This is a genomic window from Microbacterium sp. Root1433D1 (assembly GCF_001426835.1).
Classification (GTDB): domain Bacteria; phylum Actinomycetota; class Actinomycetes; order Actinomycetales; family Microbacteriaceae; genus Microbacterium; species Microbacterium maritypicum.
In genome coordinates this window covers 645412-659694 of record NZ_LMFN01000003.1, presented here as the reverse complement: position 1 = coordinate 659694, position 14283 = coordinate 645412, and the positions used below count along the sequence as shown (strand labels likewise).

Below are 14283 nucleotides of genomic sequence, written 5' to 3'. Positions count from 1 at the left end.
CGAACTCCGCTCAGGCGAGAACGCTCGAGGTCGGAACGGGCGCGGCGAACAGGTCGAGCACCGGGCAGTGCGCATCGACGACGGCGCGCAGGTTCTCGTACTGTTCCGCACCGTCCGGTCCCGTGATATCGACCGACACCCGCACGTCGTGGAATCCGGCGCGCCCCGACTCATCGATGCCGAAGAGCTTGCGCACGTCGAGGTCGCCCTCGGCCGTGATCTCGATCTCGTCGATCGTGAGCCCGAGAGCCTGCGCGTAGAGCCGGTAGACGACGACCTGGCACGAGACCAGCGCGCCCAGCGCGTACTCGACCGGGCTCGCCGCCACATCGTCGCCGGCGAGCGCACCCGGTTCGTCGACGAGGAAGCGGTGCTTTCCCGCACGGATCTCGGTCGCCACGGACCCGATGCCCCGACCACTGACCCGGTAGGTGAGCTGGGCGTTCGCGTGGTCCGCCGCGATCCGCTCGTTCCACGCCGCTCCGGCGTCGGTGAGTCGCTGTGCACGCTCGGCCGCAGTGACGTCGGCGACACCCGCGAGCTGTTCCTGGAGAAGAGTCATGGCCCGACGCTAGCGAGCAGCGCCCGCGTGGCGCCTGCCGTCCGTCATCGGGCTTCACACCCGGACACACGACGTCACGGCGATCTCCTCTCCTCTGGAGCCGCGATCAGTCGGCGCGGCTCAGACTCATCAGCACCTCGGTGCGGGGAGCCGCCGGCAGGGTGAAGCGGAACTCCGTTCCCACGCCCTCCTGGCTCGAGACCTCCATCGTCCCGCCGTGCGCCAGGACGATCGCGCGGGTGATCGTGAGACCGAGCCCCACCCCCGGCACCGCATTGCGCGTCGCGGTCGATGCGCGGAAGAAGCGGGTGAAGAGCATCCCCTGTTCGTCTTCGGGGATGCCGACCCCGGTGTCGGCGATCGAGAACTCCACGCCGCCGTCGACCGCGCGCACACGGGCGGTGACCGTGCCGCCTCGCGGGGTGAACTTGATGGCGTTGGAGAGCAGGTTGTCGATGGCCTGCCCCACTCTGCCGGCGTCGATGAAGACGGGCACGGCACCCGGCTCGACCTCCGCCACGAGCTCGACTCCCTCTCGATGCGCGTGCGGGCCGGCCGACGCCACCGCCGACCGGACCAGCGCGGCGACGTCGGCCTCCTCGCGCTCGAGCGGGAATCGTCCGGATTCGACCTGAGCGGTGAAGAGCAGATCGCCGACGAGGTTGAGCAGACGCTGCGCGTTGCGCTCGATGATGCCGACGAACTCCTGCTGATCGTCGGTGAGCGGCTGCGCCGGATCGTTCTGGAGGAGGTCGAGGAAACCGATGATCGCGCTGAGGGGCGTGCGCAGCTCGTGCGAGATCATGCCGACGAACTCGTCCTTCATGCGGGCGACCTCGACGGCCCTGGTCTCATCGGTGAGGACGAACAGATAGCCCTGCTGCGCACCGGCGCCATCCTTGTGCGGGCTGACGGTCACGCGCGCCGGAACCGTGGTGCCTGCCGCCGTGACCACCTCGATGTCGCCGTCGACCGTGAGTCCCGCGTCGGCCTGGGCGAACAGAGCCCTGATGCCGGGGGCGAGCGCGCCGTCTGCCATCGACAGGCCGTCTACCGGATGCGGTGGCTCCGTGTTGTCCGAGGCCAGCATCGACAGCGCGGCGCTCGAGAAGAAGCGGTCGATGCGGACGCCGCCCAGCGCCTCGTCGACCGGCAGGCCGATAAGCCGGACGGCCCCGGGGTTCCAGGCCGTCACGATGCCGCCGCGGTCCGTGGCGATCACCGCCTGCGCCGTGATCGATGACCACAGGCTCTCGAAGGAATCCAACAGCTCTCGGTACTGACGCTCCTTGTCGCGCAGTTGCACGATCATCGCGACGTTCTCCGACAGCGACCTGGTGCGCTCGGCCACGAGTTCCTCCGCCTGCTCGACGCGCATGCGCTGCTGCCGCGAGAGCTGGTTGATGACGGCGGCCACCGCGGAGAACACGAGGGGACCCACCACCCCGCGCAGCCACTCGACCGAGGTGTCGGGTGGGTCGGTGAAGTACGGCATCAGCAGGGCGATGGAGGTCAACCCGCCGACGACGAACACCCAGCGGATGCCGGGGGCCGCGGCCAGCCAGACCACGGGCAGCAGCACGAGCGACGAGAAGAGCGAGGTGGGGCCCCCGGTGCCGGTGCGGAAGAGCCCGAGACCGGCGATGTCGACGATGGGGATGAGCAGCACGACCCAGCCCTCATGGACCCCGCGTACCGTGAGGACGGCCGCGACCACCGTGGCGACGAGGACGATGGCGACCCCTGCCACCGCCGGCGCGATGCGTGAGATCGGAAGGTCGGGGACCCACCAGGTCAGGATCGCCGCGACAACCGTCGCGATGACCGTCGGCGCCTGCTTGAGCAGCGGGCTCGGGTTGTCGAAGACCTGGTACCAGCGGTTCTCCGCACGGTCCAGCGGTGTCGCCCTCATCGTCGAACCCTCTCCACGATGGCATGCAGATCGGAGCCCGTGATCGGCTTCGGCAGGACGGCATCGGCCGGCGGGTAGTCGACGGCGTCGAGCACCGAACTGATCACGAGGAAGCACTCCGGGAAGCGCTCGCGGACTGCGCGCGCGCACTCCTGACCCGAGATGCCGGGGAGGAAGAGGTCGAGCACAGCCAGGACGGGGTCGATCTCGGCGAACTCCGCGATCGCCGACTCCGCGTCGCGGGCGACGAAGACGTCGAAGCCCTCACGATCGAGGTAGCGGCGCAGCAGCGCGGCCTGATCAGGGGCGTCCTCGACGACGAGGGCCAGCGGCCTGCCGGTCATCGAAGCAACAGCTCTCGCACCACGACGACGACGACCACGACGGAGAGGGCGAGCAGCGCCTGCGGGATGAGCCGACGCTCTCGTCTGGCGTCCGAGACGATCTCGTCCTCCTCGGCATCATGCGACGGGGTTTCGATCATGAGTCGACACGTCCGATCTTCTCGGTCTTGATCCAGGAGGCATCGGCCCGACGCCACTCCTTGATGTAGGAGTCGACGGTGATGGCGCACAGCAGGGAGCCGTACCCGCAGATGTAGAGGAGCAGGCCCGCGAAGAACCGGCCGCCGGGAAGGGGCTCCACGGCACGCGCCAGCCAGATGCCGAGCATCGAGATCGGCCCCCACAGGTAGAAGATCACGGCCCACATGAAGCGCGACTGATCCGTGAGTCCCAGCCCGATCACCGTGAGGAGAGACTCGAACGCCCAGGGGAACAGCGCGATGGCCATCAGGATCAGCGCCCCGAGCCCCGGGAACATGATCGCCTCGCGCCAGGAATGCCGGCCCGTCCGCGGATCGAGCTGCACCGAGTACAGCATCGAGAAGAGGTAGATGCAGGCTGCGGAGATCCACATGAAGCGGAAGACGAACTCGGCGATGTCGCTGTGCAGGACGAGCAGTGCGAGCATCCCCGCCGCGGCCAGAAGCATGAAGGCGGGCAGCAGCAGGATCGTGAACCACGCGAGACCGAACCCGAAGCTGCCCAGGTTGTGCTCCCGGCTCGGACGGAACCAGAGCTTGCGATAGATCGAGGTGAGCTGCACGTTCCCGCGCGCCCAGCGCAGCCGCTGCTTCCACAGACTGTCGATCGTCCGCGGCTCCTCGGCCAGCACCACGGCGTGCGGCTCGAAGACCATCCGCCGCCCCTTGAGCTGCCCCTCGAAGGTCGTCATCGTGTCCTCGGCGAGCGTCCCCGTGGGGATCCTTCCGCCGATGGCCTCGAGGTTCGCCCGCGAGTGCAGCTGCGCACCGCCGGCCAGGCAGGCGATCGCGCCGCCCACGTTCTGCACGCGACGGGCGGAGAGCTGGCCGATCACGTACTCGATCGCGATGAACCGCGTGAGGTAGTTGCGGTCGCGGCTGCCCTCGGCGATGTACGCGGTGACGGCGCCGACCTTCTCATCGGCGAGGTGCCTGGTGAGTTTGCGCAACGAGTCGCGCGCGAAGATCACATCCGCGTCCATGATCAGCACGGACTCGGTCCAGGAGTCGGCCAGGACGACGTCGAGGCCGTGATTGAGAGTGTGCGCCTTGCCCTCGCCGCCCTTCTCGCGCCGCAGATGCACGACGCGACCGGGGTGGGACTGCGCCTTGGCGCCGACGATCGCGGGGGTGTCGTCCGTGGAGGCATCGTCGACGACGAAGATCCGAAGGCGCTCGGCGGGATACTCCAGCTGCAGCAGACGTTCGATCGCGGGACCGATCACCGCCCCCTCGTTCCACGCCGGGATGATGACGGCGACGTTCGGGTGGTACGGCGCGGCCTTACCGTAGTGGTTGCGGAACGCGTGCAGAGGCAGCGCGAGGAACTGCAACCCGGTGTTGATCACGGGCAGCGTGCCGACTAGGACGCACAGCAGGAGGAGGACGACCAGCACGGTCTCCAGCACGGAGAGGTCCGTCATCATGATGCCTCCCCTGCGTCGAGCAACGGGAGGATCCGGGAGTATCGGCCGACCTCCGACGCGTCGTGGCTGTCGGTAGAGGCGACGATCGTCGCGCCGGCACGACGCAGCGCGGCCAAGGCCTCGGCCCCGGGGCAGCCCCACTTCTCGTTCACCTCGACGAGCGTGTCGGTCTCGGCGGCGGCTCGTGCCCAGGCATCCGTCCGCTGCGCGCCCACGTCGGCCTCCGACAGCCCGATCTTCGGGAGGATAGAGAAGCAGTGCGCGAGCTGGTTCCCCGGGTACCGGCGCATCGTCGCGATGAGCGCCTCTACGAAGTGGTCGAGCACGTCGTCGGTCGCCCAGCCTGCGGCGATCCGCTCCCGCACGGCGGAGGGGCCGAGAGGGCCGTCGACGCCGGGGAACTGGTGGTCGGCGATGAGGATCCGATCGATCCCGTCCGGAAGCGACGGCACGTCGAGTGCGCCGGCGACGTCGAGGATCTTCGCCTCCACGCCGGTGAGCACGGTCAGGCCGTCCGGAACCCTGAGGGCACGCACGGCGGCGAGGTACTCCGGAACCCAGGTGGTGCTCCGGCGCACGTGATCGACCAGCCGCAGCGTGCTCAACCCGGCCGATGCCGCCGCCTCGACGTTCTGTGCGAGCGTCGACACCGCATCGTCCGAGAACGTCGAATGCACGTGATGGTCGCCGCGAAGCAGCGCGTGGCTCACAGCTCCTCCTGATGCCCCGCATGGTCGGAGACCAGCACGTCGTCGATCTCGACGATCACATCCTCCAGGAAGCGCACCGAGGCGATCTCGCGGAACGGGATACGCACGGGCAGCTCGCGCCCGAGGAACAGATCGGCGACGAGCGACGGGATGTCAACACCGGCCGCGATCGTCAGGGGCAGGGCACCGGGGAAGCGTGGGTTGACCTCGAGCAGCACCGCCCGGCCGGTGCGATCGCGACGCAGCTGCACGTTCGCGACGCCGACGAGCCCGATCGCGCGCGCGATCGATGCCGCCGCCTCCTCGAGCTCGGGGTCGCGCACGGTGCGTCCGGCGATCGCCACACCGGAATCGACCCTGGCGCGGGTGCGGGGCACAGCGGCGACGATGGTGCCCGCGGCGTCGGCGATGACATCGACGGAGTACTCCTCCCCCGGGAGGAAGTCCTGCACGATGAGCCCCTCGTCGCCCGGCAGCGCCTCGAGGGCTGCGCGATCGGGGACCAGCCGCACACCGCGGCTGCCCGCCCCCTGACGCGGTTTGGCGAAGACCGGGAACTCCCAGTCGACGGCCTCGGCGTCCGGTCCGGCGAGGACGGTGCGCGGGGTGAGTCCGGTCGGTGCGCAGCGCTCGGCGAGAGCGAGCTTGTCGAGCGCGGTGTGCAGAGTCTCCGCCGAGGGCGCTGCCAGGACGGCGGGTGCCAGCTCGTCGCGCCGACCCGCGAGGGCGATGAGTTCGACGTCGACGGTCGAGATCACCAGGTCGAGGTCGTCTTCCGCGACCAACCGGGCGATCGCCGGCACGAAGTCGTCATCCCTCCCCGGCGGCACCAGCCGACGCTGCGCCGGAGGCACGAGGTAGATGCCGCTCGCCCAGCCGTCCATGTCGGCGGCGAACACGGTCAGATCGGATCGACGAAGCAGCGACCGGATGACGGCGACGCCCGCCGGCCCGCCCGCACCCGTCACCAGCACCCGCTTGGTCATCAGCTCTCCCGTCGCGTGAGTTCGTGGGCGCCGATGAACTCGGCTGTCTCGCGCACCACTTCCAGGGGTTCGACGGCGGTGCCCCCGCCGAACCTCGACCAGTACCGCGCCGTCGCGGTGACGAACTCGGGTTCCAGGTAGTCACGACTCGCGGTCTGGGAGCCGAAGCGTTCGAGCAGCCGGAGCTTGTCGTCGAGGAAGTTATCGATGCGAACGAATCGCGTGGGGCGGAAGTCGATCGTCGATGACGGGCTCTGGTAGCACGCCACCGTTCCCACGCGCCGCGTGGCCACGATGGTCGCCTCGCTCACGGCGCGGTGATCCTGATGGCGGTCGTGGCTCGAGTGGGTGTAGACGATCGTCGGCTGGATCTCCTGCACGACCTCTTCGATGATCCGGACGGTGGAGCCGCCTCCCGAGATCTCGGTGTCGACGAGATCCTTCAGGAAGAGACGGGCGCCCAGCATGTCGGCAGACGCCAGGGACTCGTTCTGCCGACTGTCGGCATCTCCCCCTCGCGCTCCGCGGGAGAGAGTGAGGATCGTGATCTCGTCCTGAGCCCTGGCGTGCGCGGCGAGCAGTCCTCCGACGCCGATCTCGACATCGTCGGGGTGCGCTCCGATCGCGAGCACCCGCTCGGGCTTGCGGGCCTCTTCGCGACGACGACGGCCCTCCTCGACGAGACGCATGACCGCCTCGACGAGCTTGCCGTTGTCGAGCGGCTTGGTCAGGAACTCATCGGCCTGCGCCCGCAATGCGGAGACCGCGTATTCGACGGAGACATGGGCGGTCATCACCACGACGGGAACCGAGGGCACCGTGCGCCGCAGCTCGGCCAGCAGCTCGAGACCGCTGAGCCCCGGCATCTCGATGTCGGTCACGACGACGTCTGGGCGCATGGCAGCGACGCGCTCCACCGCCGACAGGCCGTCTCCGGCGACATCGACGATGCACCCGGCGCGCCGCTCGAGCACGGTCTTCACGAGCAGGGCGACGTCCGGATCGTCATCGACGACGAGTACGCGAGGAGAATCCTCAGACATTTTCTACAGCTCTCCTTGGGGAGGTTCCCTGACCGATGGGGATCGGTCACGCGATCTCGGCGCCTTCAACACCGGGACCGCAGGGAAAGTCGAGCGGGGTATGTCGATTCTGGCATACGGTGTCGCCGCCGCCGACGGTGCTTCCCCTACCCTCCCGCGCGGGCGGCACGCTTCTCCTGTTGGAAGACCCGGATCGCCTCGTAGCGCTCCGCGGATCTCGCCCGCCGCTTCGCTGCTTCGTCTTCGCGGTTCTTCGGTGGCGCGGTGGTCACGAGTTCGCTCAGAAGACGGCTCACGACCTGGGCGATCTCGCCGACCGCGCTGTCGAAGGCGGTCTGGTTGGCTCGGGACGGCGCCGTGGTCCCGGCGATCTTGCGCACGAACTGCAGGGCGGCGTCGTGGCATTCCTCATCGGTCGCTGCGGGCTCGAGATTGTTCAACGGGACGATGTTCCGACACATACCCGCACGCTACGCCCGCTCGCAGGTCGACGGAAGGGCAGGAACCGGAGCCCGCCCCGGCCCACGGCCCGCGCATCGTGGGGGGATGGTGCGAGCGGAGGGCCCTCGCTACGCTCGGGGCTACCGGAACCGCCGGCGCGTGACCTCTCACCCCGTCGACAGGACAGAACATGACGAATCCCCCGTTCCCCGAACCGCCTGCACCGGATTCCTCGAACCCGGTGACCCCGCCACCGGCCGCGCCCCCGGCCCCTCCGGCCGCACCTCCGACTGGGCCTCCGACGTGGGACGCCGGGCCGGGCGCCGCGCCCGCCGCCGGCTACTCGGCGCCCGCCGCGCCTGCGTATCCGCAGCCCGAGCCGAGCCCGCCGGGGCGCGTGCTGTCGATCGTCGGACTCGTCCTGGCGTTCGTGGCGGCCCCGATCGGCCTCATCCTGAGCATCGTCGCCGCCGTGAAGCTCGGCAAAGCCGGACAGCCGAAGGGTCTCGCGATCGCCGGCATCGTCGTCGGTGCGGTCCTGACGATCGTCGAGATCATCGGGATCATCCTCTTCATCGCCTTCTTCGCCGCCATCTTCGGCATGTGCGCCGAACTCGGCACAGGCGTCTGGGAGGTCAACGGGGTCACCTATACCTGCGGCTGACCCGTGCGCGACGCAGCAAGCACGAGGGACCGGATGCGTTTCGCATCCGGTCCCTCGTGCTTCGGCTGACGACTACTTCTTGTAGTTCGGGGCCTCGACCACGATCTGCACGTCGTGCGGGTGCGATTCCTTGAGACCCGCCGAGGTGATGCGTACGAACTTGCCGCGCGTCTTGAGCTCTTCGATCGTGCGCGCGCCGACGTAGAACATCGACTGGCGCAGTCCGCCGACCAGCTGATAGGCGACGGCGGAGAGCGGTCCTCGGTAGGGCACCTGCCCCTCGATGCCCTCCGGGATCAGCTTGTCGTCACTGGGGACGTCGGCCTGGAAGTAGCGGTCCTTCGAGTACGAGGTCTGCTTGCCGCGGGTCTGCATCGCGCCCAGCGAACCCATGCCCCGGTACTGCTTGAACTGCTTGCCGGACTGGAACACGATCTCGCCGGGAGACTCGTCGGTTCCGGCCAGGAGCGAGCCGAGCATCACGGCGTCGGCACCGGCGACCAGCGCCTTGGCGATGTCGCCCGAATACTGCAGGCCGCCGTCGGCGATCACGGGGACGCCGGCGGGGCGAGCGGCGAGCGACGCTTCGTAGACTGCCGTGACCTGGGGCACTCCCACACCCGCGACGACGCGCGTGGTGCAGATCGACCCGGGGCCCACTCCGACCTTGACGGCGTCGACGCCGGCGTCGATCAGGGCCTGGGCGCCTTCGCGGGTCGCGACGTTGCCGCCGATGACGTCGATGTGGGCGAAGGACTCGTCGGCCTTCAACCGGCGAACGAGGTCGATGACGCCCTGCGACTGCCCGTTGGCGGTGTCGACCACGAGAACGTCGACACCGGCGTCGCGCAGCGCCTCGGCACGCTCCCAGGCATCACCGAAGAAGCCGATGGCAGCGCCGACGCGCAGACGGCCCTGGTCGTCCTTGGTGGCGAGCGGGTACTTCTCGCTCTTGTCGAAGTCCTTGATGGTGATGAGGCCGGCGAGCTTGCCGTCGCCGTCGATGAGCGGCAGCTTCTCGACGCGGTGCTTCGCGAACAGGGCGATGACCTCGCCCGCGGCCACGCCGACCGGAGCCGTGACCAGGTTCTCCCTGGTCATGACGTCCTTGACGAAGGTGGTCTGACGCTCGAAGCCCGAGACGAACCGCATGTCGCGGTTCGTGATGATGCCGACGAGCTTGCCCTCGTCGTCGACGACGGGAAGCCCCGAGATGCGGTACTTCGCGCAGAGGTTGTCGACCTCTTCGACCGTCGCGTCCTGCGTCGTCGTGATGGGGTCGGTGATCATGCCGGACTCGCTGCGCTTGACGCGGTCGACGTGCGCGGCCTGGTCGGCGATGGAGAGGTTGCGGTGCAGGATTCCGATGCCGCCCTCGCGCGCCATCGCGATCGCCATGCGCGACTCGGTGACCGTGTCCATCGCGCTGGAGAGCAGCGGGGTGGCGACGGAGATGCGGCGTGTGATCCGCGACGAGGTGTCGGCCTCGCTCGGGATCACATCGGTGTGCCCGGGGAGCAGCAGCACGTCATCGTACGTCAGCCCGACGAAGCCGAAGGGATCGTGCTGTTCCATGGATTCTCCTTCTGCGCGAGTCGCGCATGTCCGAGTGCGAGGGGGTGGTCGACGTCGGCCGGTGCGGGGCCGCGGCCCGTATGAAGATTCTAAGCGAGACACGTCCGAGAACATTCCCAGAGCCCCGCCGTTATCGGACTGTTGACACGGACCGTAGGTGAATCGCCGATCGCGCATTACGCTCAAGTGCGTCGTCCATCCCTGCGGTCGAACCCGACATCGCAGAGACACAGCACTCAAAGTGGAGGTTGCGTGGGACCCACAACAATCGCCGTGCAGCGAAAGCGCCCCTGGGTGGTCGCGCTGCTCGCTGTCCTCATGGCGCTCAGCGCGTTCGTGTTCATGCCCCCCTCATCGGCCTCGGCCGAGACGACAGACGACGGGCAGGAGGTCACGGACTTCTACCTGGCCGGCGTCGTCACCTTCGATGACGAACCCGTCGAAGGCGTCGTCATGGCGATCGAAGGCAACGGTTTCAAGGGCGAGACCGAGACCGACGCCGAAGGCAAGTGGCGCCTGTACGTGCCCGAGAAGGAGAAGTACACGCTGACGGTCGACGAGTCGACCCTCCCCGACGGTGTGATCGTCGATGCGAGCCTGCTGCCACCGGGCACGCAGCCGATCGCGGGAACGACCGCCTCCTTCGAGGTCGAGTTCGGTCTCACGGGGACCAAGATCATGAATCTGTTCCTCGGCGAGGGGCAGCGGATCACCGTCTCGTTCATCGACCAGCTGCTCTCGCGACTGGTCGGCGGCCTGAACTTCGGTCTGCTGCTGGCACTGGCCTCGATGGGTGCCGCTCTCATCTACGGCACCACGCGGCTGTCGAACTTCGCGCACGCCGAGATGGTGACCTGGGGCGGCCTCGTCGCCCTCGTCACGACCACGTTCTGGCACCTCCCGTTGTGGCTCGGCGTCGCCGCAGCCGTCATCGGCGGCGGCCTGTTCGGGTGGGCATTGGATGCCGGCATCTGGCGTCCCCTGCGACGACGCGGTCTCGGCGTCGTGCAGCTGATGATCGTCAGCATCGGACTCTCGCTGGCACTGCGCTACGCCTTCCAGTTCATGATCGGCGGCGGCACCTACCAGCTCCCCGGCGCCAGCCCCACGCCGATCCAGTTCGGGCCGATCTCGCTGTCCTACATCGACATGATCGCGATGGGGGTGAGCATCGTGGTGATCCTGGCCGTGGCCTTCTTCCTGACGCGCACCCGCATCGGCAAGGCGACACGCGCGATCTCCGACAACCCGCAGCTCGCCGCCGCCTCCGGGATCGATGTGGACAAGGTCATCCGCTACGTCTGGATCCTCTCCGGCACCTTGGCGGCCATCTCCGGCATCCTCTGGGCCTACTTCCGCCCCGGCGTGAAGTGGGACATGGGCATGCAGATGCTGCTGCTGATCTTCGCGGCGATCACGCTCGGCGGCCTCGGCACCGCGTTCGGTGCTCTGGTGGGCTCCCTCATCGTCGGGATGGCGGTCGAGGTCTCCACCCTGTGGATCCCGTCCGACCTGAAGTATGCGAGCGCCCTCGTGGTGCTCATCGTCATCCTCCTCGTGAGACCGCAGGGGCTGCTCGGACGCAGGGAAAGGTTGGGCTGATCGCCATGGACTTCGGAAGCATCTTCTCGAACACGGCCGTCTACCTGTTCAGCCCTGTCACCATCGCCTACGCCCTCGCGGCGACCGGCCTGGCCGTGCACTTCGGATACGCGGGACTGCTCAACTTCGGTATGGCCGCCTTCATGGCCATCGGCGGCTACGGCTACGCCATCTCGGTGCTGAGCTTCGGTCTGCCCTGGTGGATCGGCATGCTCATCGGTCTGCTCGGCGGCGCGCTCTTCGCCGTCCTGCTCGGCATCCCGACGCTGCGACTTCGCGCCGACTACCTGGCGATCGCGACGATCGCCGCCGGTGAGATCGTGCGGCTGCTGTTCACGACGCAGCTGTTCGACGAATGGACCAACAGCGCCGACGGCCTGGCCCAGTACAACGGCGGGTTCCGCGACGCGAACCCCATTCCCCCCGGGACCTACGGGTTCGGACCCTGGATGTACAGCGCCAACGACCTCTGGAACCGGGTCTTCGGCGTGATCGTGCTCGCCGCGGCCATCCTCTTGGTGTGGGCGCTGATGCGCAGCCCCTGGGGTCGCGTCCTCAAGGGCATCCGCGAAGACGAGGACGCCGTGCGCTCGCTCGGCAAGAACGTCTTCGCCTACAAGATGCAGGCGCTCGTCGTGGGTGGCGTGATCGGTGCCGCGGGCGGGATCATCTTCGTCCTCCCCTCCGCCGTCGTCCCCGGCAGCTACTCGACGTCGCTGACGTTCTTCCTGTGGACCATCCTCCTTCTGGGCGGGGCGGCCACGGTGTTCGGACCGACGCTGGGCGCCGTGCTGTTCTGGGTGGTGTTCGCCTTCATGGCCAACCTCCTGCCCTCCCTGGCGAAAGCGGGCCTGCTGCCGATGTCCGACAGCCAGGCATCGACGCTCGTTTTCGTCTTCGTCGGCATCGCTCTGATGCTGCTCGTGATCTTCCGCCCGCAGGGCATCCTCGGAGACAAGAGGGAGATGACCTTTGTCAAATGAACTGACCCCGGAACAGGTCCCCGGCTCTGCCGAGGGCACGGCGAACGCCGCGCCCGCCACAGGGAGCATCCGACGCCCGAAGACGACCGGTCTGACCAAGGGCGAGGTGAAGCCGGGGGTCGCCAAGGTCGATCCGATCCTCGTCGTCGATGCGGTCCAGCGTCGCTTCGGCGGTCTGACCGCCGTCGACGTCGACCACCTCGAAGTGCCGCGAGGAGCGATCACCGCACTGATCGGCCCGAACGGAGCAGGCAAGACCACGCTGTTCAACCTGCTCTGCGGATTCGACAAGCCCAACAGCGGCACCTGGTCCTTCGACGGAACGAGCCTCTCGGGAGTCCCGTCGTTCAAGGTGGCAAGGATGGGACAGGTCCGCACGTTCCAGCTGACCAAGTCGCTCTCGCTCCTCACGGTCCTCGAGAACATGAAGCTCGGAGCTCCGCATCAGCGCGGGGAGGGCTTCTGGTCGAGTCTGTTCCCCTTCCTCTGGCGAGCGCAGGACACCGAGATCGAAGGCAAGGCACGCGAGTTGCTCACGCGCTTCAAGCTCGATGCCAAGGAGAAGGACTTCGCGGCGTCGCTCTCTGGTGGCCAGCGCAAGCTCCTCGAGATGGCCAGGGCGCTGATGAGCGACCCGACGCTGGTGATGCTCGACGAGCCCATGGCCGGCGTCAACCCCGCTCTCACGCAGTCGCTCCTCGACCACATCCTCGATCTGAAGGAGCAGGGGATGACGGTGCTCTTCGTCGAGCACGACATGCACATGGTCCGCCACATCGCGGACTGGGTGATCGTCATGGCCGAGGGCCGCGTCGTCGCGGAGGGACCTCCCGACGAGGTCATGGAGAACCCCGCGGTCGTGGATGCGTACCTCGGTGCGCACCAGGATCTCGACCTGGGCGCGGTCACCGGACGCATCCCGGTGCTCGAGGATGCCGCCGCGATCCGACTCCGCGAGAAGATCGAAGCAGAGGCGGAGGCCGAGCTCGAAGCGAGCGATCCCGCCTCCGGCACAGAGGGGAAGGGCACCGCATGAGCGCGGAATCGCCGACGAACGCACCGCAGAGCGCGCCTCAGGACGACGTCGTGGTCGAGTTGACCGACGTCCACGCCGGCTATCTCCCCGGGGTGAACATCCTCAACGGCGCGAACCTCGTCGCCCGCCAGGGCGAGCTGATCGGGATCATCGGCCCGAACGGCGCCGGCAAGTCGACCCTGCTGAAGGCGATCTTCGGGCTGGTGAACGTGCGCAGCGGCGACATCACGGTCAAGGGCGAGAGCATCGTCGGCCTGAAGGCCGACAAGCTGGTCCGACGCGGGGTCGCTTTCGTGCCGCAGACGAACAACGTCTTCCCGTCGCTGTCGATCGAGGAGAACCTGCAGATGGGGCTCTACCAGAACCCCAAGATCTACACGGAACGGCTCGAGTTCGTCACCGGCATCTTCGCCGAGCTGGGCAAGCGCCTCAAGCAGCGCGCCGGATCCCTCTCCGGCGGCGAGCGGCAGATGGTCGCCATGTCGCGCGCGCTCATGATGGATCCGTCGGTGCTGCTGCTCGACGAGCCGTCGGCCGGGCTCTCCCCCGTGCGGCAGGACGACGCGTTCATCCGCGTGTCCGACATCAACAAGGCCGGCGTCACGACGATCATGGTCGAGCAGAACGCCCGACGCTGCCTCCAGATCTGCGACCGCGGGTACGTGCTCGATCAGGGCAAGGACGCCCACGAGGGCACCGGCCGTGATCTGCTCAACGACCCGAAGGTGATCGGTCTCTACCTCGGAACGCTCGGCACCGACGCGGCCTGAGCCACAGACTCGACCCCACGACAAAGGC

The 14283-nt window shown here is 68.1% G+C and carries 15 protein-coding genes; 5 read left to right on the top strand and 10 right to left on the bottom strand.

The window, feature by feature from the left end:
• Positions 1–10 precede the first annotated feature (10 nt).
• The 9 genes from ASD13_RS14205 to ASD13_RS14170 form a co-directional block, all read right to left on the bottom strand.
• The gene (locus tag ASD13_RS14205) at positions 11–562 is read right to left on the bottom strand and encodes an OsmC family protein (protein ID WP_055870430.1); all 552 of its coding nucleotides are present in this window, start codon (positions 560–562) and stop codon (positions 11–13) included.
• Positions 563–668: 106 nt separating this feature from the next.
• Positions 669–2474 (bottom strand): sensor histidine kinase, encoded by a 1806-nt coding sequence (locus tag ASD13_RS14200; RefSeq protein WP_055870428.1) that lies wholly within the window; start codon positions 2472–2474, stop codon positions 669–671.
• Positions 2471–2818: a response regulator transcription factor gene (locus ASD13_RS14195; RefSeq protein WP_055870425.1), complete on the bottom strand. Its 348-nt coding sequence runs from the start codon at positions 2816–2818 to the stop codon at positions 2471–2473. Before ASD13_RS14195 ends, ASD13_RS14200 begins: the two co-directional genes overlap by 4 nt.
• The gene (locus ASD13_RS17580) at positions 2815–2958 is read right to left on the bottom strand and encodes a hypothetical protein (protein WP_200942485.1); all 144 of its coding nucleotides are present in this window, start codon (positions 2956–2958) and stop codon (positions 2815–2817) included. Before ASD13_RS17580 ends, ASD13_RS14195 begins: the two co-directional genes overlap by 4 nt.
• Entirely contained in the window at positions 2955–4442 is a 1488-nt protein-coding gene (locus tag ASD13_RS14190) for a glycosyltransferase family 2 protein (RefSeq protein ID WP_055871193.1), read from the bottom strand. Before ASD13_RS14190 ends, ASD13_RS17580 begins: the two co-directional genes overlap by 4 nt.
• Positions 4442–5155: a PHP domain-containing protein gene (locus ASD13_RS14185; protein WP_055870422.1), complete on the bottom strand. Its 714-nt coding sequence runs from the start codon at positions 5153–5155 to the stop codon at positions 4442–4444. Before ASD13_RS14185 ends, ASD13_RS14190 begins: the two co-directional genes overlap by 1 nt.
• Positions 5152–6141, bottom strand: coding sequence for an ATP-grasp domain-containing protein (locus tag ASD13_RS14180; protein WP_055870419.1), 990 nt, complete (start codon positions 6139–6141; stop codon positions 5152–5154). Before ASD13_RS14180 ends, ASD13_RS14185 begins: the two co-directional genes overlap by 4 nt.
• A complete protein-coding gene (locus ASD13_RS14175; RefSeq protein WP_055870417.1) occupies positions 6141–7184 on the bottom strand; it encodes a response regulator in 1044 nt (347 codons plus the stop codon). Before ASD13_RS14175 ends, ASD13_RS14180 begins: the two co-directional genes overlap by 1 nt.
• A gap of 146 nt (positions 7185–7330) precedes the next feature.
• Entirely contained in the window at positions 7331–7645 is a 315-nt protein-coding gene (locus ASD13_RS14170) for a DUF2277 domain-containing protein (protein ID WP_055870406.1), read from the bottom strand.
• A gap of 170 nt (positions 7646–7815) precedes the next feature.
• Here ASD13_RS14170 and ASD13_RS17255 point away from each other — a divergent pair, with 170 nt between their 5' ends.
• Positions 7816–8289, top strand: coding sequence for a DUF4190 domain-containing protein (locus tag ASD13_RS17255; RefSeq protein ID WP_082531517.1), 474 nt, complete (start codon positions 7816–7818; stop codon positions 8287–8289).
• A gap of 72 nt (positions 8290–8361) precedes the next feature.
• Here ASD13_RS17255 and guaB read toward each other — a convergent pair whose 3' ends face one another.
• On the bottom strand, positions 8362–9864 hold the full coding sequence (guaB, locus tag ASD13_RS14160; protein WP_055870401.1) for an IMP dehydrogenase: 1503 nt from the start codon (positions 9862–9864) through the stop codon (positions 8362–8364).
• A 318-nt stretch (positions 9865–10182) separates the two neighbouring features.
• Between guaB and ASD13_RS14155 the strand changes: the two genes are divergently transcribed.
• From ASD13_RS14155 to ASD13_RS14140, 4 genes are all read left to right on the top strand, one after another.
• A complete protein-coding gene (locus ASD13_RS14155; protein ID WP_036322675.1) occupies positions 10183–11466 on the top strand; it encodes a branched-chain amino acid ABC transporter permease in 1284 nt (427 codons plus the stop codon).
• Between the two features lie 5 nt (positions 11467–11471).
• Positions 11472–12449: a branched-chain amino acid ABC transporter permease gene (locus tag ASD13_RS14150; protein ID WP_055870398.1), complete on the top strand. Its 978-nt coding sequence runs from the start codon at positions 11472–11474 to the stop codon at positions 12447–12449.
• A 67-nt stretch (positions 12450–12516) separates the two neighbouring features.
• Positions 12517–13485: an ABC transporter ATP-binding protein gene (locus ASD13_RS14145; RefSeq protein WP_055871190.1), complete on the top strand. Its 969-nt coding sequence runs from the start codon at positions 12517–12519 to the stop codon at positions 13483–13485.
• The gene (locus ASD13_RS14140; RefSeq protein WP_055870395.1) at positions 13482–14255 is read left to right on the top strand and encodes an ABC transporter ATP-binding protein; all 774 of its coding nucleotides are present in this window, start codon (positions 13482–13484) and stop codon (positions 14253–14255) included. Before ASD13_RS14145 ends, ASD13_RS14140 begins: the two co-directional genes overlap by 4 nt.
• The last annotated feature ends 28 nt before the right edge of the window (positions 14256–14283 follow it).